Source organism: Paraburkholderia pallida (assembly GCF_004524855.1).
In the GTDB taxonomy this organism is placed as follows: domain Bacteria; phylum Pseudomonadota; class Gammaproteobacteria; order Burkholderiales; family Burkholderiaceae; genus Paraburkholderia; species Paraburkholderia oxyphila.
Window position 1 is genome coordinate 396,499 of sequence record NZ_CP038150.1, and the last position, 18,502, is coordinate 415,000.

General features: G+C 61.0%; 12 protein-coding genes, 1 tRNA gene and 2 rRNA genes (1 of these 15 cut by a window edge). 7 read left to right on the forward strand and 8 right to left on the reverse strand.

Going from position 1 to position 18,502, the window contains the following annotated elements; all coding sequences use genetic code 11:
• Positions 1 to 8 precede the first annotated feature (8 nt).
• From E1956_RS46330 to E1956_RS28430, 4 genes are all read left to right on the forward strand, one after another.
• Positions 9 to 506 (forward strand): HXXEE domain-containing protein, encoded by a 498-nt coding sequence (locus tag E1956_RS46330; RefSeq protein WP_167760145.1) that lies wholly within the window; start codon positions 9 to 11, stop codon positions 504 to 506.
• Positions 503 to 1,117 carry a TetR/AcrR family transcriptional regulator gene (locus E1956_RS46335; protein WP_167760146.1) on the forward strand — a complete coding sequence of 205 codons (615 nt, stop codon included), beginning with the start codon at positions 503 to 505 and terminating at the stop codon, positions 1,115 to 1,117. The genes E1956_RS46330 and E1956_RS46335 overlap by 4 nt, the downstream gene beginning before the upstream one ends.
• An 88-nt stretch (positions 1,118 to 1,205) precedes the next feature.
• Positions 1,206 to 2,084, forward strand: a complete 879-nt coding sequence (locus E1956_RS28425) for an SDR family NAD(P)-dependent oxidoreductase (RefSeq protein ID WP_232072051.1) — start codon at positions 1,206 to 1,208, stop codon at positions 2,082 to 2,084.
• Complete coding sequence (locus E1956_RS28430; RefSeq protein WP_134755506.1) at positions 2,084 to 3,112, forward strand: AraC family transcriptional regulator; 1,029 nt, start codon at positions 2,084 to 2,086, stop codon at positions 3,110 to 3,112. The genes E1956_RS28425 and E1956_RS28430 overlap by 1 nt, the downstream gene beginning before the upstream one ends.
• 65 nt (positions 3,113 to 3,177) lie before the next feature.
• Here the strand turns inward: E1956_RS28430 and E1956_RS28435 are convergent, their stop codons facing one another.
• Both E1956_RS28435 and E1956_RS28440 read right to left on the reverse strand, forming a co-directional pair.
• On the reverse strand, positions 3,178 to 5,997 hold the full coding sequence (locus tag E1956_RS28435) for an MGH1-like glycoside hydrolase domain-containing protein (protein WP_232072053.1): 2,820 nt from the start codon (positions 5,995 to 5,997) through the stop codon (positions 3,178 to 3,180).
• Between the two features lie 136 nt (positions 5,998 to 6,133).
• Positions 6,134 to 8,140: an amylo-alpha-1,6-glucosidase gene (locus tag E1956_RS28440; protein ID WP_134755508.1), complete on the reverse strand. Its 2,007-nt coding sequence runs from the start codon at positions 8,138 to 8,140 to the stop codon at positions 6,134 to 6,136.
• A 150-nt stretch (positions 8,141 to 8,290) separates the two neighbouring features.
• On the opposite strand from E1956_RS28440, the gene E1956_RS28445 reads away from it, so the two are divergent.
• The 3 genes from E1956_RS28445 (at position 8,291) to E1956_RS28455 (ending at position 11,415) form a co-directional block, all read left to right on the forward strand.
• Positions 8,291 to 9,130, forward strand: coding sequence for an SPFH domain-containing protein (locus E1956_RS28445; RefSeq protein ID WP_134755510.1), 840 nt, complete (start codon positions 8,291 to 8,293; stop codon positions 9,128 to 9,130).
• Between the two features lie 2 nt (positions 9,131 to 9,132).
• Positions 9,133 to 9,684, forward strand: a complete 552-nt coding sequence (locus E1956_RS28450; RefSeq protein ID WP_134755512.1) for a hypothetical protein — start codon at positions 9,133 to 9,135, stop codon at positions 9,682 to 9,684.
• Positions 9,685 to 9,957: 273 nt separating this feature from the next.
• Entirely contained in the window at positions 9,958 to 11,415 is a 1,458-nt protein-coding gene (locus tag E1956_RS28455) for an NCS1 family nucleobase:cation symporter-1 (RefSeq protein WP_134755514.1), read from the forward strand.
• Between the two features lie 30 nt (positions 11,416 to 11,445).
• Here E1956_RS28455 and E1956_RS28460 read toward each other — a convergent pair whose 3' ends face one another.
• From E1956_RS28460 to E1956_RS28485, 6 genes are all read right to left on the reverse strand, one after another.
• Positions 11,446 to 12,201, reverse strand: coding sequence for an alpha/beta hydrolase (locus tag E1956_RS28460; protein WP_134755516.1), 756 nt, complete (start codon positions 12,199 to 12,201; stop codon positions 11,446 to 11,448).
• A gap of 64 nt (positions 12,202 to 12,265) precedes the next feature.
• Entirely contained in the window at positions 12,266 to 13,240 is a 975-nt protein-coding gene (locus tag E1956_RS28465) for a cysteine synthase A (protein WP_134755518.1), read from the reverse strand.
• A 294-nt stretch (positions 13,241 to 13,534) separates the two neighbouring features.
• Positions 13,535 to 14,296 (reverse strand): bestrophin-like domain, encoded by a 762-nt coding sequence (locus E1956_RS28470; protein ID WP_134755520.1) that lies wholly within the window; start codon positions 14,294 to 14,296, stop codon positions 13,535 to 13,537.
• A gap of 669 nt (positions 14,297 to 14,965) precedes the next feature.
• Positions 14,966 to 15,079: ribosomal RNA gene (gene rrf, locus E1956_RS28475) — 5S ribosomal RNA — on the reverse strand.
• A 200-nt stretch (positions 15,080 to 15,279) separates the two neighbouring features.
• Positions 15,280 to 18,158: ribosomal RNA gene (locus E1956_RS28480) — 23S ribosomal RNA — on the reverse strand.
• Between the two features lie 304 nt (positions 18,159 to 18,462).
• Positions 18,463 to 18,502: transfer RNA gene (locus E1956_RS28485), tRNA-Ala, on the reverse strand; it runs 36 nt beyond the window's last position.

Consider the following 18,502-nt stretch of genomic DNA (forward strand, 5'->3'; position numbering starts at 1 on the left):
TGAATCAAGTGACGCTTTCAACGCTCGCCTGGCTGGGCATGGCAGCCTATGCCGCCCATATCCTCGAGGAATACACCTTCGACTGGCGCGGCTGGTCGCAATCCACGCTGGGATTGCCGGTTCAGTGGAACGACTTCTACGTCACCAATGCCGTGGTCATATCGCTAGGCATCGCGCAGGCCATGCTCGCACCAACGCTACCGCTGGCCGCGATTGCCTTCTCGGGGCTGATGTTCATCAACGGCGTTTTCATGCACATCTTTCCGTTCCTTCGCACCGGACGCTTTTCGCCAGGCGTTATCACGTCGGTTCTGCTGTTCTTGCCGCAAAGCATCGCCATGTTCCATGGCGCGCTGAAAACCGGCGCAGCGAGCATCGCGACCCTGCTTTTCGGTTTCCTTATCGGCGCCGCGGCGCTGGCCTTTCCGATCGGCATGCTGATGCTGAGATCCAGGCCGTACTTCCGGCAAACGCCGGTCGACTCAAACATGGAGCCGCTTTCTTGAGCACGGCCAAAACGATTGACCGCCGACAGCAGATTATCGAAGTCGGTCTGGCTATCCTTCAGGAAGAAGGGTTGAGAGGCTTCACCCAGCCGCGCATCGCAGCGCGTGCGGGGCTGCGTCAAAGCAATCTCACCTACTACTTCCCGACCATTTCCGATCTGCTGGCCGCAGTGGCCAGTGCCGGCGTCGAGGCCCAGCTGAAAGCCGCTTCCGGCGTAGTATCGAAAGTCACGACCTGCGCGCAGGCATCCGAAGGTATTGCGAACATGACCTCACGCCACGAGGTCACCCGAGTCCTGATGTCTCTTGCGCAAGCGGCCGACCAGGAAGCCGAAGTGCGCATGCTCTTCAACGCGTTGACGGATGGCCTCGCCGCTGAAATCCGCCAGCTTTTCGACAAGCTCGGCATCACGGCGCAGGAGTCGGGCATCGACCTTGTTCATGCGGTGGTTGTCGGCCTGTCGGTGATCGAACTGGCGACCGGCAGGCGCAACGGGAAGGATCGAACCAGGCAAGCGATGGACCTGATTTTGCGGATGCTCACGAGCGGGCCTATTCCGCCGCTAACGAAGCCAGAAGGCCAAAAGCCTCGCACACGGAAGTCCTCCTGAGCATCCACGAGGACCGATCTGGCCCACCGACAAATCGGCCCGGAATGTCCGTTTCGCGTGCTTGAAGAGCGTGTCGTGCGCAAACCGATTGGCGCGATCGGAATTATCCGTGGCGCGTTATGCTAGTGCCTCCCGTGGTTCAAGCGCCTACCATCTGGCTATCGAATCGAACCAGGAAGAAGTCATGAAACCCGCAACGGCATTGATCACTGGCGCCTCGAATGGCATCGGTCTGGAACTGGCGCGCATCCATGCGAGCAAGGGCGGCGATGTCGTACTGGTTGCGCGTTCGCGCGACAAGCTCGAATCCATCAAGCAGGAATTTCAGACGAACTATCGCGTGACAGCGTATGTCCTCGCCGAGGACCTCGCCGAACCCGCTTCGGCCGATCGAATCTTCGCCTCCACTGAGGCGCTGGGGCTTTCCATCGGGATCCTGATCAACAACGCCGGCTTTGGCGGCCACGGAAAATTCGTCGAACGCGATCTCAAGGCCGACCAGGCGATGATGCAGGTCAACATGGTGACACTGACCAACCTGACCCATCACTACCTGAAGGGCATGGTGGCCCGTCGACGCGGACGCATCCTCAATGTCTCGTCGACCGCATCGTTCATGCCGGGCCCACTGCAGGCCGTGTACTACGCGACCAAGGCCTATGTCACCTCGTTCACCCAGGCGATCGCCGAAGAAGTGCGCGAGTACGGCGTGACCGCCACGGCGCTATGTCCGGGCGCGGTGGCTACGGGTTTCGTCGCCGCCGGCGATCTGCAAGGCGTGAATGTCTGGAAGAACGCCAAATCGGCAGGGTCAGTGGCGCACTGCGGCTACGAGGCCATGGAGCGCGGCGAACTGGCGGCCTTCAACGAGCGCAAGCTGCAACTCACGGTCGACTGGATCGTGCCGCTGCTGCCGCGCAAAACGGTGTTGAAGATGTCGCGTCAGGCGATGGAAAAGGCGGCTTGATGAAGCAGGCCACACGCTTTTCCGTGCATCCCGGCTGGAAACTGATCGTCGTCGATATGGGAATCGCGCCCGGCGATTTGCTGGCGCTGGCCGAACTGCCCGCCGACCTGTTCAGCCGCAAGGACGCCTCGCTGACGCCTGCCGAATACTTTCGTATCTTTCACAGTCTCGAAACCATGGCCGGGGAAGCGCAGTTGCCGGTACGGCTCGGCAACAGCATCTCGGTCGAGGCCTTCGATCCGTCGCTCTTTGCCTGCCTGTGCAGCCCGAATCTGAATGTCGCGCTCACCCGGCTCGCCGAATACAAGCGCCTTTGCGGACCATTAACGCTGGAGATTGCCGTCGGTAGCACCTGCACTGAGGTGTTCATCGAATGCTACGGCTACGACCGTCCGCTACCGCGCAGCCTGTGCGCGATGGAAGTGGTTTTCTTCACGCAACTGGCGCGCCTTGCCACGCGGCACGCGATTAGCCCGATCGAGGCGGAGTTGGTGACGCTGCCGAGCCAGACCGGGCCGTGCGAAGACTTTCTCGGCTGCCGCTTGCAGCAAGGCAGCCACAATCGCATCCGCTTCGCGGCAGAGGACGCCGCGCGACCGTTCCTGACCGAGAACGTGGCCATGTGGCAGTTCTTCAAGCCGGCGCTTCAGGCGCGGCTCTCGAAGCTCGACGACGAGGCAAGCGCGCGCGAACGCGTACGCAGCGCGCTGCTCGACATGCTGCCGAGCGGCCAGAGCAGCATCGACGATATTTCGAGCCGCCTGGCAATGAGCAAGCGATCGCTCCAGCGCCATCTCGCCGACGAGGCGGTCAGCTATCAGGACGTGCTCAACGGCACCCGACAGGAACTGGCCAGCTATTACCTTGCCCGCTCGGCCATCTCGCCTGGCGAGATTGCCTTCCTGATTGGCTTTCAAGACACCAACTCGTTCCTGCGTGCCTTCAAGGGCTGGACGGGAGTGACGCCAGGGGAATACCGCAATTTGCACGCTCGTCCGGCCAGACGCGGACGCAGTCCGAATAATTGAATCGGCTGGTGTATTCAGCGAATGTCACGCGGGTCCAGCCAAGCCGCGCCAATGCGCATGAGAGGTCAGCGGGTTGCATCGCGAATTGACAAAAAGTCCCGCGTTATCGAAGCCTCGTGGGACATTTTGTCATGACTGGCGGCAACTTCGCCCGTGGCCCCCTCCTCTTCGAGCTCGCCCGCGACGGGGACGTTGCCCGATGGACTCATCACGCGCGGCTGCAGCATCAGGGCGACGAGCGCGGTCCACCCTGTCTGGTGCGATGCGCCGACGCCGCGCCCGCTGTCGCCGTGGAAGTACTCGTGAAACAGCACGAGGTCGCGGCAACGCGGATCGGCCTGCAACAGCGGGTAGGCGCCCATCACCGGACGCTCGCCGTCGCGGTCGAGCAGAAAGAGTGTCGTGACGCGGCGCGCAAGCTCGTCGGCGATCTGCGCGAGCGACAGCTTCGTGCCCGAGCCCGTCGGATACTCGACGAGAAAGTCGTCGCCGTAGTAGCGGTGGAATTCGTACAGCGACTCGATCAGCAAATAGTTGACCGGCATCCACACCGGGCCGCGCCAGTTCGAATTGCCGCCGAACACACGCGAGTCCGATTCGGCGGGCAGGTATTTGACGCCGAAATGGCAGCCGTTGTAGCCGTAGACGAAAGGCTCGTCGAGGTGGGTGCGCGATAGCGCGCGTATGCCATGGTCCGAGAGGAACTCGCTTTCGTCGAGGACGCGCCGCAGCAATGCCTTCATCCGGTGCCCGCGCAAGAGTGACAGCAGCAGCGAATTGCCCTTGCCCGGCTCGTTCCAGCGCGACACGAGCCGGGCAAGGTCGGGCCGGTGCTCGAGAAACCAGACGAGCCGGTCGCGCAGGCCTGGCAGGCCGCCGTGCACCCGCTCCTCGAGCACTCGCACCGCAAAGAACGGAATCAATCCGACGATCGAGCGCATCCGCAACGGCACGGCGGTGCCGTCGGGCAGCCGCAGCTTGTCGTAGAAGAATTCGTCGACGCTATCCCACAGCCCGGTCTCACAGCCGTCATCGCAGCTCACGGCGCCCGCGATGTACAAAAAGTGCTCGAAGAACTTCACGCCGATGTCGACGAACACGTGATTCTCGAACGCGAGCTCGAGGGCGATGCGCATCAGGTCCAGCGCATACGCAGCCATCCACGCGGTGCCGTCCGCCTGATCGAGACGGCCGCCCGTTGGCAGCGGCGACGAGCGGTCGAAGATGCCGATATTGTCGAGCCCGAGGAAGCCGCCCTGAAAGATGTTGTGGCCGTCCGCATCCTTGCGGTTCACCCACCAGGAAAAATTCAGCAGCAGTTTATGGAAGATCAGCTCGAGAAATGCCCGATCGCCCTTTCCCGTGAGCGAGCGATCGATCTCATAGACACGCCACGCGGCCCACGCATGCACCGGCGGATTCGCGTCGCCGAATGCCCACTCGTACGCGGGTAGCTGGCCGTTCGGATGCTGGTAGCGGTCCTTCACGAGCAGCAGCATCTGCTTCTTCGCGAACATCGGATCGACCAGCGCGAACGCGACCGCCTGGAAGGCGAGGTCCCAGGATGCGTACCACGGGTACTCCCACTTGTCCGGCATCGAGAGAATGTCCGCATTGGACAGATGCTGCCAATCCGCATTGCGCCCGTGCCGGCGGCCCGCGGGCGGCGGCGGCTGCAGCGGATCGCCTTCAATCCAGCGGTGCACGTCGTACTGGTAGTACTGCTTCGACCACAGCATGCCCGCGAGTGCCTGGCGCTGCACGAGCCGTGCGTCGGCATGCTCGATGTCACGCTGCAGTGCGCCGTAGAACGCATCCGCTTCGTCGATGCGATGCGCGAAAAGCGTGTCGATGTCGAGCGGCACCTCGTCCCTGGGCGCGCAAAGCGGCCGCCAGCGGAACGTGAGCACGGCGCGGCCGTGCGCCGCGAGTTCGAGATGAACCCGCGCGGCAGCCTTTGTGCCGGCGTCGCGCCGGATCGCGTCCGCGTGGCCATGCACGACATAGTCGTGGAGGCCGTCCTTGAACGGGCCGCCGCCGTCCATCCCAAACAGGCGCTTCACGTTGGTGTCGTTCTCGCAAAACAGCCACTCGACGCGCTCTCCCCCCTTCGACGCCGCCGTCACGACGAGCGGCTCGTGCGAATTGTCACCACTGCACTGCGCGAGAACGTGTTCGCCCTCCGCCGACGAGACGAGCGTGAGCGACGGCTTGTCGGCTGTGGCCTTCCACGACCACGTGTTGCGTGCCCAGATCTGCGGCAGCACGTCGAGCGATGCGTGCTGCTCCGCGCGATTCTCGACCGTCACGCGCATCACCATGTCTTCCGGCGTGTGCTTCGCGTATTCGATCTGCACGTCGAAATAACGTTCGTCGTCGAATACGCCGGTATCGAGGATTTCGTACTCGGGCAAGTCGGCGCCGCGCCGTGCGTTCTCGTCGATCAGGTCCTGGTACGGAAACGCGATCTGCGGGTACTTGTAAAGCATGCGCATATACGAATGCGTCGGCGTGCTGTCGAGGTAGAAGTACAGCTCCTTCACGTCCTCGCCATGATTGCCCTCCTGGTTCGTGAGACCGAACAGCCGCTCCTTCAGGATCGGGTCGTGGCCGTTCCAGAGCGCAACAGAAAAGCACCAGGCGAGCCGCTCGTCGGCAAAACCTGCCAGGCCGTCCTCGCCCCAGCGATAGGCGCGCATGCGCGCCTGGTCGTGCGGAAAGTAATCCCACGCGGTGCCGTGCTCGCTGTAGTCTTCGCGCACCGTGCCCCACTGGCGCTCGCTCAGGTACGGCCCCCAGCGTTGCCAGCGGGCATAGTCGCTCGAGTACAGGCGTTGGCCTTCAATCGTCTGAATCAGGCCGGCGGCACGCTGCAGCATGGGCATCTCCCTCTCGTGGGGCCGCCGAGGTCGTCCATCGGGCGCACCGCGTCGGACGGCGCGCGAACGCGTCGAGAGTCACATGCTAGCGCGCTTTTTGCGCTGCGGCTCGCAGGCAGGTGGCGCAGCGTACCGAGCCGGGTTAGCCAGGGTCACCAAGCCGTTTGAGCATGCGCAGCAACTCACCGAGCGACCACGCCTGGAACGGTGCGCCGCCCGGCGTGTGCGGCGCGTCTCCATCGGCGACCTCGGAAATGTGATCGAGCCCGGCGCGGTCAAGATGCGCGAGCAGCGGCGCGACAAAGCGCTCGTGCGCGAGCGCGCGTTGTCCCGCGGTATCGCCATTGACGCGCAGCCATGCCTCCACGAAGGGGCCAAGCAGCCAGGGCCAGACCGTGCCCTGATGATACGCGCCATCGCGCTCCAGCACGCCGCCACCGTAACGCCCGCGATATGCGGGGTCCGACGGCGCCAGCGTACGCAGCCCCATCGGCGTGAGCAGCTGCGTTTGAACCACCGTGACGACCGCGCGTGCCGCATCGCCTTCGAGCAGCGCGAACGGCAGACCGCCTGCCGCGAAGATCTGATTCGGCCGGATCGAGCGATCGACCTTGCCCTCGACATGATCGACGTCGATCACGTCGAATAGCGCGCCCGTCGACGGATCGACGAAGCGCTCCGCGAACGAGGCGCTGGCGCGCGCTTCGAGTTCGCGCCAGCGGGCATCCCACGCGCCCGCAATGCGTAGCGCGTTGATCCACAGCGCCTCGACTTCGACCGGCTTGCCGATGCGTGGCGTGACGACCCAATCGGCGGCCTTCGCGTCCATCCAGGTGAGTTGTACGCCCGGCACGCCGGCGCGCAGCAGGCCGTCACGCGGATCGGCTGCGATCCCATAGCGCGTGCCGCGCGCATAGCCGTCGAGGATCGCGTCGACCGCGCCTTGCAGCACGCGCCGCGTTGCGCCCGGCACGTTCGCCGCTTCGAAATAGTCATGCACCGCAATCACGAACCACAGCGATGCATCGACCGAGTTGTATTCGGGCACACTGCCGGCGTCGGGAAAACGATTCGGCAGCATGCCTTCGGAGATTGTCGCCGCCCATTCGAGCAGGATCGCACCCGCGTCCTCGTGGCGGCCGTTTGCGATCAGCAGGCCACGCATGGCGATGAAGGTGTCGCGGCCCCAGTCGGTGAACCACGGGTAGCCTGCGACGATCGTGCGGCCCTCGCCTCGCGCGACGATGTAGGCGTCAGCGGAGCGTTCCAGGCGCGAGCCGCGCGACGCCCTGCGCAGTTCTTCGAAGCCGGCAAGCAGCGCCGCGCGCCTCACCGCGCTGTCACCGGCCCCATGCAGGGAATCAGCCGCTTCTGTTGATAGTTGCGCACGCAACATAATCACTGCGTCGCCTTTGCCGAGATCGAACGAAAATACCCCCGGCGTCGCGAGATCCTCGATGTAGTCGAGACCGCGTTCGCGTTCACGCGGGTAGCAGAAGCTGCGGTACCAGTCCGGCGCATGCGTATAGCTGCCGTTCGAGAAGGCCACAATCCCGGGCAGATCGGCGTATGGTTGCCAGCGCACCCGCTCGCCGTCGATCTGGGCATCGAACGCGAACGCCGGGTTCTCGTGGTGCAGCGCATGATAGTCGCGGCCCGACATCAGCGGTCGGACTTTCAGCGTGGGTGCGGGCGGCGCGGCGTGCGACGCGGGTGCATCGGTGTGCGTATCCGACTGGACCCCGGACGGTGCTTCGAGGCGCCAGCGCAGCACGGTCTCGCGGCTCGCCTTTGCAACGAACACCTCGGCTTTCAGCACCGCGCCGCCGCCCAGCAGGAAGCGCCACGTCGGCCACGGCGACGTGGCGAAGCTCGCAATGCTCGCCGAGATGTCGGGATAGAGCAGATCGGGCGCATAGCGCTGCATCGTCAGCGCTGTTTTGCGCTCGCCATCCTCGATCCAGGCTTCGATGCCGTTGACGAGCACCACGCGGCCAGTGGGTGGCTGCGTCGCCGCGAGCAGCAGCGCGTGGTAGCGGCGCGTACGCGCGGTGCCGGCCGTGCCGGATGAGAATCCGCCATTGCCGTCCGCTTCGAGCCACTCGTCGTCGAGACGGCCAGCGTCGATGGGACTGTCAAGACGCGTCATCGGATCGTCCTGCTCTCGTGGATATTCCGGAGGTTCGGTGCCACACATAGCACGATTTTATATTCCGCGGCTTAGTAATATGCTTTGAACGACAGGCATCACGGCAACCGCAGCCCCTCGAATTCTTCGTCTGGATATAAGGAGCATGACATGGCCATCGCAAGGCAGGTTATCACGTCGCTACAGCGCGACGGCACCGATATGCTGGGAACCCGGGGGCTGGCGGTCAAGATTGCCGATGAAAGCATCGTTTCGGGATCGCTGTTGACCGTCGAAAGCAACCACTTCTGCGTTCTGAAATCGCGCGGCGCCGTGCTCAATATCTATGAAACCGGGCAATACGCACTAACTACGCCCGATAAGCCGCTTCTGGGCTCCATTGCCCAGGGTTTTTTTGGCGGGTCCTCGCCTTGGGTGTTCGAAGTCATTTACGTGAATCGCTCGAAGCTCCTGATTCGCAACCAGGGTATTGCGACGAGTGCGGAAATGGCCGAGATGGCTTACCAGGTCGACTATTACGTTCACGTCGATACGAGGGAGGCGGCGCTCGACCTGATTACGCATTTGCCGTTCAATGGAAACTTCATCAACACCGAAGAAGTGGCCGAGTATGCGGGACCCGCAATCGAACAGGCCATCAACCAGATCGTGCAGGTCACGAAAATGGAAAGCATCAATGAGCACATCACCGAAATCAGGGACTCGGTGAAGATGCACCTTTCCGACTTTCTGAAAACTTTCGGCATCTTGCTCAACGACGTCAAGGTGTTGATCGTGCCGAAGGACGAGCGGATGCGCGAACTGATCTCGCTGCAGGCAATTGGCCTCACGCCGCTCGAGGCCGTTCGTTACTATCTGGCTCTACGAATGGCCGAAAAAGGTCTCGTTTCCGCACCCAACGCTGCAGCAGGCTTGCCATTTCAGATCGGCGTTCCGGCTACCGGAGTGTACTCACTAGGGTCCGATACCGGGCTTTCCACGAGAACCTAGCGATGAATTCCGGATTCTATGACGAAGGCGTGCTCCGGCAAACGGCGATCAACCTGTTTTACGGCTGGGGCTACAACTTCTACAAGATCGAGAACCAGTTGCGTGCCGACGATCAGCTCGTGCGCAGCAAGGCGGCATGGCTGCTCGGCATGGCGCGCTCGAGCGTGGAGCGTGCCGAGTCCGAGTACCGGCGAGCACGATTTGGCACGCCGTCTCGCGAAAAGCCATTTCCAGATCCGTCGGTGACAGCGGCGGCGCAGCAGCTCGAACAGCTGGCTGCCCGTATCGGCACGCTGAGTGGCCGGCTGCAATCGCAGCCGGTGCCGCAGCAGGATCGTATGACACAGCGCTACCGCCAGGAAGCGGAGACGATCGAGGCGCTAATCGGCTGCGATGAGCGCCTCGTGGGGCAGTGCAACTTGCTGCACGCCATGCTGGATACGCGAAGCGGCGAATGGATGCTGGAGCATCTGGGCGAACTTGACCAGGGGCTCACAGCAGCCCAGGAAACCCTGCGGCGCCGCGAATCGATATTCGGTGAGCGCAGGGAATAGGCTCCATTGCGCCATGCTCACGGGCACACCGGGCCGCCATTGAAATGACGCGCGGGCCGGGTATCCGTTTTGTGAACGGAACCACCGACAAGGCAACCGCGCTTCCCCAAAAACGCATGGCAGCGCGATAGTTCGGTCAGGGTTAACCCATTCGGAACTGTAAGGCAACGTAGCTACAGTTCTTGCATGCCATCTCGCTTCAGGCACAGCGGTATCTCTGCCCACGAAGTCTGTCGTTGTTGCCTGAATTCAACGAGCTCAAAGGAGATGCAGATGGAAACCCTCAGCCCTTCCGCCGGCCTGTACAACGAAGACCTCGCGCCCGCCAGGGAGCGCAACTGGGGAGGCTTCAGCATCTTCAACGTCTGGACCTCGGACGTGCACAGCCTCTGGGGCTATTACCTCGCCGCCAGTCTGTTCCTGCTGTGCGGCAACTTTACCAACTTCATTCTGGCGATCGGGCTCGGCTCGCTGGTGATCTTCGCGCTGATGAACCTGATCGGCTACGCGGGCGAGAGGACCGGCGTGCCTTACCCGGTGCTGGCGCGCGCCTCCTTCGGCGTGTGGGGCGCCAATCTGGCGGCGCTGGTGCGCGCCGTCGTAGCCTGCTTCTGGTACGGCGCGCAAACGGCAGCGGCTTCGGGCGCGTTGGTCGCGCTACTGATCCGCAGCAGCAGCCTGATGCAATTCCACCAGGGCACGCGCTTGCTCGGCCACTCGGGGCTGGAAGTGATTTGCTATGTGATCATCTGGGCGCTGCAGTTGCTCATCATCCAGAAGGGCATGGAGACAGTGCGCAAATTCCAGGACTGGGCGGGTCCCGCGGTGTGGGTCGCCATGCTGATTCTCGCGATCGGTTTGTGCGTGAAGGCCGGCGGCTTCTCGTTCAGCCATGGCATTCCGATGAACATGCTGCTCGAGAAGACCCGGGACGCCGGCGTCAGCGGCGAGCCTGGCTCGTTCTGGGCGCTGATGGCCGTGGGCGCGACCTGGATCACCTACTTCGCGGCGTTGTACCTGAACTTCTGCGACTTCTCGCGCTACGCGAAGAACCGCGACGCAGTGAAGAAGGGAAATCTGTGGGGTCTGCCGGTCAACCTGATCGCGTTCTCGCTGGTCGCTGGCGTCACCACCATCGCCGCCTTCAAGGTCTACGGCGAAGTCCTGCTGCACCCCGAGCAGATCTCGGCCAAATTCGACAGCTGGGCATTGGCGCTCATCGCCGCACTGACCTTCGCGGTCGCCACGCTGGGCATCAACGTAGTGGCCAATTTCGTCTCGGCTTCATTCGATATCTCCAACGTGTTCCCGAGGCAGATCAGCTTCAAGAGGGGGGGCTACATCGCCGCGGCCATTGCGCTGGTGCTCTACCCGTTCGCGCCGTGGGAAGGCAACGCCGCACATTTCGTGAACGCCATCGGCGCCACGATGGGCCCGCTGCTGGGGATCATCCTGGTGGACTACTATCTGGTGGCCAAAGGCAACATCAACGTCGCGGCGCTCTATCAGGAGCACGGCGAGTACCGCTATGAAGGCGGCTGGAACATCAACGCGCTGGCCTCTGCGGCGCTCGGCAGCGTGTTCTCGACCTTCCTGCCGAACCTCACCAACCTGCTGCCGCCTTGGTGGAACACCTATGGCTGGTTTTTCGGTGTGGGGATCGGCGGCGGCACGTATCTCATCATGGCGACGCTGCGGCCGCGCACCGTGACCGCGCCGACCAGCGCTTGAGGACCTTGTTTCAGGAGCCGGTGGTCGAGTTCAGTGCGAAGGCGTGAGCAGAAAGCCGAGCGCCTCTCGCCACCAGGTTTCGTCGACGCGGCCAATCCAGTCGTTATGGTCGGCGGACTTCACCACCATCAGTCGTCGTGGCTCGGCCAGCGCGTCGTAGAGCGCTTCACCAAAGCGCGCGGGGACGATGCTGTCGCGCTCTGCAAGCACGACGAGAACCGGGAAGCCGCACGACGCCAGGTGGGTCATGCTGTCGTATCGGTCGCGCAGCAGCCACTTCACGGGCAGCCACGGAAAGTGATAAGCGGCGACGTGCTCGAGCCGGTCCCAAGGCGTGATCAGCAGCAAGCCAGCGGTCTTGTCGCGCTCACGCGAGCTGGCCGCGGCCGCCACGCCGGCGCCGAGCGATTCGCCAATCAGCAGCTGCGGCGCGTCATAGAGACGATGCGCCAGCACGATGGTCTGTTGGGCATCGGCGACCAGGCTCTCTTCGCCCAGCGTGCCGTCACGCGGCCCGTAGCCTGGATACTCGGCAAGAATCACGCGCAGCCCGAGCCGGGTGAGCATCGCCGCGTAGAACGAACGGTGTCCGGCATGCCCCGCATTGCCATGAAAGACGATGGCAGTGGCGCGCGCGGGTCCGGCCGGCTCGGCCACGAGACCGCGGAACGCCGCGGGTGTCGGCCAGGCATGAAGCCCGCCGGAGACGACGTCATCGATGGCGGCCTTCTCAGGGAAGTAGAGAAAACGATCCTGCAAGTTAGCGACTCCTGCGAACAGAATCAGGCACGCAACGCAGAGAAGCCAGCATCAACCTGGTGAATTTCATCACGGATGCTTGACTGGCCCCCTATGCAGGGACCAACCCCCTTTGCTGGAGCCAGTCCGGATTGAAAAGACGGGATCGGTAGAGTTCGCCGCGATCGCACAGCAGCGTGACGATCGTATGTCCCGGCCCCATGTCTCTGGCAAGCATGACAGCGGCCGCGACGTTGATGCCTGTCGAACCACCCACATAGAGCCCTTCCTCACGCAGCAACCGGTAGACCATGGTGACGCATGACTGATCGTCGACCCGGTAGGCGTCGTCGATCGGCGTGCCTTCGAGGTTCGCAGTGACGCGGCTGGAGCCGATTCCCTCGGTAATCGAATTGCCTTCCATCTGAATCTCGCCCGTCTTCACGAAGCTGTACAACCCGCTGCCGTGCGGGTCGGCGAGAACGATCCGCACGTTGCGGTTCTTTTCCTTCAGGAAGCGGGCCACCCCGGCGAGGGTGCCGCCAGTACCGGTGGCACTGACGAACGCATCGACCGTGCCAGCGGTATCACGCCAGATTTCGGGTCCGGTCGTCTCGTAGTGAGCCCTGCGGTTGGCCAGATTGTCGAACTGATTCGCCCAGATCGCGTGATCAAGTTCCTGAGCGAGCCTTGCGGCGATCTTCTGGTAGTTGTTCGGATCCTTGTACGGAGCAGCCGGCACCGGGCGGACTTCGGCCCCCAGGACGCGCAAAAGCTCCATTTTTGCGGGGGATTGCGTCTCCGGAATAACGATCACGCAGCGATAGCCGCGAGCCGCACAGAGATGGGCAAGGCCGATGCCGGTATTGCCCGCGGTGCCCTCCACCACGGTGCCCCCGGGCCTGAGTTCGCCGCGCTGCTCGGCATCCTGAATGATAGAGAGCGCGGCACGGTCTTTGACCGACCCGCCCGGGTTCATGAACTCGGCTTTTCCGAGAATTTCGCAACCGGTCTCGTCGCTGAGCCCGGCAAGCCTCATAAGCGGCGTGTCACCCACACATCCGGCAAAACCCTCGCGCACACGCATACCTCCCCCCGCAACTGCCCGACTGGCAACAGAGCGCTGCCAACTGAAAGCATAGGCGAAGATCCCGTGCCCGTTCCTGGCTTCGACCCACCGCTTGATTGCGACGTGTGCGATACGCGGATCGCAGCCTCTTCCTGGATATTCCGACGCCACCGCCTCTGATCATGGCGGCGATTCCCGAACACGAATGGCTGATGCGGTGGTTATACCGCGTGCAACTGCAGCCATGACCGATCCTGCGCACTGGCCTTGCTGGACTGCAAGCCCGGGATCTTGGTCCCGCGCCTCGCTTTGCTATTGGCCGAGAACGGCGAGCGCCTCGCGCATCGGCGTGAGCGAGACCGTGACCAGCCCCTCGAGTGGCGTATTCATTTCCAGAATCAGGAAGATGGCGCCGGAGGTGGATAGCGCGCCTAGAAGCAACGCGATAGCGACCGTCGCATTCGGGGGCGTGAACAGGCCAAAAGCGCCAAAAATGATGCACAGCCACAACACGAGGGTGATCAACAGCGGCGTTGGGGTCGAGCCCACCGCTTGTAGCAATCCAAGTTCGCGGATGGCCAGGACGTTGTCGGCCATCTCGATCGCGCGCGCCTGCAGCCGTCGCTGCAAGTCGTTTTGCGGCGACAGTTCCTCTAGTTTGCGCTCGAAATTTTCCCCGCGCTTGAGTGCTTCGGGGCCGTGCATCCGTGCCAGCTGCGCTGCGTCGGCTGACGCAACTTGCTGAACTCCCGTCGCAACAATCTGCTTCAGCAACCCGCGGATTTCCTGCGTTTCCGGCCCATACTGGGCAAGCACTCGATCGAGCAGGATGACATTGGCGGCTTCGTGGGTGACTTCGGTGTTCACGGTATCGAATGAGCTTTTCGCCGATGAGATCAGCAAGCCGAGTACCAGCGCCGCCATCGTGGCGATCAGGCCAGCTGTCAGTTTGACGACAGCCATAGAGTCTTCACCCAGATGGTGCTCCGGGAGCAAGGTGCGCAAGTACAAACCGAGCAAAGCGCTACAGAAGACACACACGAATACAATCAATGCGACGCTCAGATGGTGCACCTTTGAGGCCTCCATCAAATGTTGCACGGTTGCGCCGGCAGCCGGCTTCCTCTGCGTGCACGCGGCCACGCTGAGCAACGCGGGGCAGGCCGCATTCGCGTATGTCATCGTAGGGGACGCAAGACTAGGCCGATAGTGGACCTTGGTCCTATCCGACATAGCCCTGCGCCGCGGCCGGCGCTGCCATTCATGTCATCGCGGGCGCGCTGTGGGCGTTCGCGTATCTCGGGACCGTGGAACCGGATGGCTTCAACCTCAACCTGCCGTAACACTCGGTGGTCTACGTATGCGCTCGCCAAACCGATCGGATGCGCCGTGTCCGATGCGTTTGTGTCCGCCAGATGTGCACTGAGCGCCACCACCCGCACACCGCTTGAAAGTAGACACTTGGGCCGCCTCCCGCTGCTAGCGGGGTCTGTGCGCCGGGGATCGGCGCTAGTTGAGTGCTGCGCTTCAAGGCTGTTAGTTGCATTAAGGCTCGAAAGCCATTCCCGCACCTCGACCTGGCCTCAAGGCACTGGCGCGCTACGCTGCGCGGCAGCCCTGGGCGCGACCTCATTTGTGTGGCGCCCGATCCGGGACAATTTCGAGGAGTTTTTACTGCGCGTAAACGCCAGAACCCCGGTGCTCTTTCGGAGCCACCGGGGTTCTGGACATACTGCATAAGGAGCCTGACGATTACCTACTTTCACACGGGCAATCCGCACTATCATCGGCGTAGAGTCGTTTCACGGTCCTGTTCGGGATGGGAAGGGGTGGGACCGACTCGCTATGGTCATCAGGCTTGACGGGTTGCTGCGTCGCGATGCTCGCGCCACAGCCAATCTGGAAGAAGCGTAAAGAGGTTTTGCTGATTGGGGTTGTGTTGTTTAGATCGGCACAACACGTGATCTCTCAACCGTCTGCGTCTCCGTACTCCCTTCGGGAGCAGGATGCTCGTAAGTGCTAAAGCACTAACGAGCATCGCGAAACACACCTGTTATAGGATCAAGCCTTACGGGCAATTAGTATCAGTTAGCTTAACGCATTACTGCGCTTCCACACCTGACCTATCAACGTCCTGGTCTCGAACGACCCTTCAAGGGAATCTGGTTCCCGGGGAAGTCTCATCTTGAGGCGAGTTTCCCGCTTAGATGCTTTCAGCGGTTATCTCTTCCGAACATAGCTACCCGGCGATGCGACTGGCGTCACAACCGGTACACCAGAGGTTCGTCCACTCCGGTCCTCTCGTACTAGGAGCAGGCCCCCTCAAACTTCCAGCGCCCACGGCAGATAGGGACCAAACTGTCTCACGACGTTTTAAACCCAGCTCACGTACCTCTTTAAATGGCGAACAGCCATACCCTTGGGACCGGCTACAGCCCCAGGATGAGATGAGCCGACATCGAGGTGCCAAACACCGCCGTCGATATGAACTCTTGGGCGGTATCAGCCTGTTATCCCCAGAGTACCTTTTATCCGTTGAGCGATGGCCCTTCCATACAGAACCACCGGATCACTATGACCTGCTTTCGCACCTGCTCGACTTGTCAGTCTCGCAGTCAAGCACGCTTATGCCATTGCACTATCAGCACGATTTCCGACCGTACCTAGCGTACCTTCGTACTCCTCCGTTACCCTTTGGGAGGAGACCGCCCCAGTCAAACTGCCTGCCATGCACTGTCCCCGATCCGGATAACGGACCAAGGTTAGAACCTCAAACAGATCAGGGTGGTATTTCAAGGACGGCTCCATGCAGACTAGCGTCCACACTTCATAGCCTCCCACCTATCCTACACAAACCGGTTCAAAGTCCAATGCAAAGCTGCAGTAAAGGTTCATGGGGTCTTTCCGTCTAGCCGCGGGGAGATTGCATCATCACAAACACTTCAACTTCGCTGAGTCTCGGGAGGAGACAGTGTGGCCATCGTTACGCCATTCGTGCAGGTCGGAACTTACCCGACAAGGAATTTCGCTACCTTAGGACCGTTATAGTTACGGCCGCCGTTTACCGGGACTTCAATCAAGAGCTTGCACCCCATCATTTAATCTTCCGGCACCGGGCAGGCGTCACACCCTATACGTCCACTTTCGTGTTTGCAGAGTGCTGTGTTTTTATTAAACAGTCGCAGCCACCAGTTTATTGCAACCCCTTCACCCTTCTGGCGCGAGCCAGTCAAGCTACCAGGGCGTACCTTATCCCGAAGTTACGGTACCAATTTGCCGAGTTCCTTCTCCCGAGTTCTCTCAAGCGCCTTAGAATACTCATCTCGCCCACCTGTGTCGGTTTGCGGTACGGTCACTGTTGAACTGAAGCTTAGAGGCTTTTCTTGGAACCACTTCCAGTTGCTTCTCCACCTAGGTGGATGGCCTCGCACCCTTGAATTCCGCGCCCGGATTTGCCAAAGCGCCTTCTCCAATGCAAGGACCGGGACTTCCAACACCCGGACAACCTTCCGCGATCCGTCCCCCCATCGCATTCAACAATGGTGCAGGAATATTGACCTGCTTCCCATCAGCTACGCATTTCTGCCTCGCCTTAGGGGCCGACTCACCCTACGCCGATGAACGTTGCGTAGGAAACCTTGGGCTTACGGCGAGGGGGCCTTTCACCCCCTTTATCGCTACTCATGTCAGCATTCGCACTTCTGATACCTCCAGCACACCTTCCGATGCACCTTCGCAGGCTTACAGAACGCTCTCCTACCATGCGTGCAAAGCACGCATCCGCAGCTTCGGTATATAGCTTAGCCCCGTTACATCTTCCGCGCAGGACGACTCGATCAGTGAGCTATTACGCTTTCTTTAAAGGGTGGCTGCTTCTAAGCCAACCTCCTGACTGTTTTAGCCTTCCCACTTCGTTTCCCACTTAGCTATATTTGGGGACCTTAGCTGGCGGTCTGGGTTGTTTCCCTCTTGACACCGGACGTTAGCACCCGATGTCTGTCTCCCGTGATTGCACTCTTCGGTATTCGGAGTTTGCTATGGCGAAGTAATCCGCAATGGACCCTTCAACCATGACAGTGCTCTACCCCCGAAGGTGATACACGAGGCACTACCTAAATAGTTTTCGGAGAGAACCAGCTATTTCCAGGTTTGTTTAGCCTTTCACCCCTATCCACAGCTCATCCCCTAACTTTTCAACGTTAGTGGGTTCGGTCCTCCAGCACGTGTTACCGTGCCTTCAACCTGGCCATGGATAGATCACCTGGTTTCGGGTCTACACCCAGCGACTGAACGCCCTGTTCGGACTCGCTTTCGCTACGCCTGCCCTATTCGGTTAAGCTTGCCACTGAATGTAAGTCGCTGACCCATTATACAAAAGGTACGCCGTCACCCTTGCGAGGCTCCGACTGTTTGTATGCATGCGGTTTCAGGATCTATTTCACTCCCTCCCGGGGTTCTTTTCGCCTTTCCCTCACGGTACTGGTTCACTATCGGTCGATCACGAGTATTTAGCCTTGGAGGATGGTCCCCCCATCTTCAGACAGGATTTCACGTGTCCCGCCCTACTTGTCGTACACCTAGTTCTTCCATACTGCCTTCGCCTACGGGGCTATCACCCACTATGGCCGCACTTTCCAGAGCGTTCGGCTGACAATACAGATAAAGAGTACAGGCTGGTCCCATTTCGCTCGCCACTACTCTGGGAATCTCGGTTGATTTCTTTTCCTGCGGCTACTTAGATGTTTCAGTTCGCCGCGTTCGCTTCACATGGCCTATGTATTCAGCCATGGATACTCCATACGGAGTGGGTTTCCCCATTCGGACATCTACGGATCAAAGCTTGTTTGCCAGCTCCCCGTAGCTTTTCGCAGGCTACCGCGTCCTTCATCGCCTGTGATCGCCAAGGCATCCACCACATGCACTTGTTCGCTTGACCCTATAACGGGTGTGTCTTGCGGCGATTGCTCGCGTCGGACCACTCATTACAGGTTGAGTATTCGTGTTGCGCCGTATTTCAAGGCAATCTTTCGATCACTTAAAAATACATTGATACAATCACAACCCTGATTCATCTACTCGACGGTCATCTCTGCCCGCTTTCGAATGAATCTCTTTACTACTTCTTCCTGATTGTTAAAGAACGACAGCCGATATGGTGTTACTCATACCGCTCTGACTGGCTCAATCGCCAATGCGTAATACCCGGTTTGTGTTTCTACCGGACACTAGGCATTGAAGATTGGTGGAGGATGACGGGATCGAACCGACGACCCCCTGCTT

Coding starts and splice junctions, on each gene's coding strand:
- E1956_RS28435 (WP_232072053.1), bottom strand. CDS start 5,997: ATGCCCATGCTGCAGCGTGCCGCCGGCCTGATTCAGACGATTGAAGGC.
- E1956_RS28440 (WP_134755508.1), bottom strand. CDS start 8,140: ATGACGCGTCTTGACAGTCCCATCGACGCTGGCCGTCTCGACGACGAG.
- E1956_RS28455 (WP_134755514.1), top strand. CDS start 9,958: ATGGAAACCCTCAGCCCTTCCGCCGGCCTGTACAACGAAGACCTCGCG.
- E1956_RS28445 (WP_134755510.1), top strand. CDS start 8,291: ATGGCCATCGCAAGGCAGGTTATCACGTCGCTACAGCGCGACGGCACC.
- E1956_RS28450 (WP_134755512.1), top strand. CDS start 9,133: ATGAATTCCGGATTCTATGACGAAGGCGTGCTCCGGCAAACGGCGATC.
- E1956_RS28465 (WP_134755518.1), bottom strand. CDS start 13,240: ATGCGTGTGCGCGAGGGTTTTGCCGGATGTGTGGGTGACACGCCGCTT.
- E1956_RS28430 (WP_134755506.1), top strand. CDS start 2,084: ATGAAGCAGGCCACACGCTTTTCCGTGCATCCCGGCTGGAAACTGATC.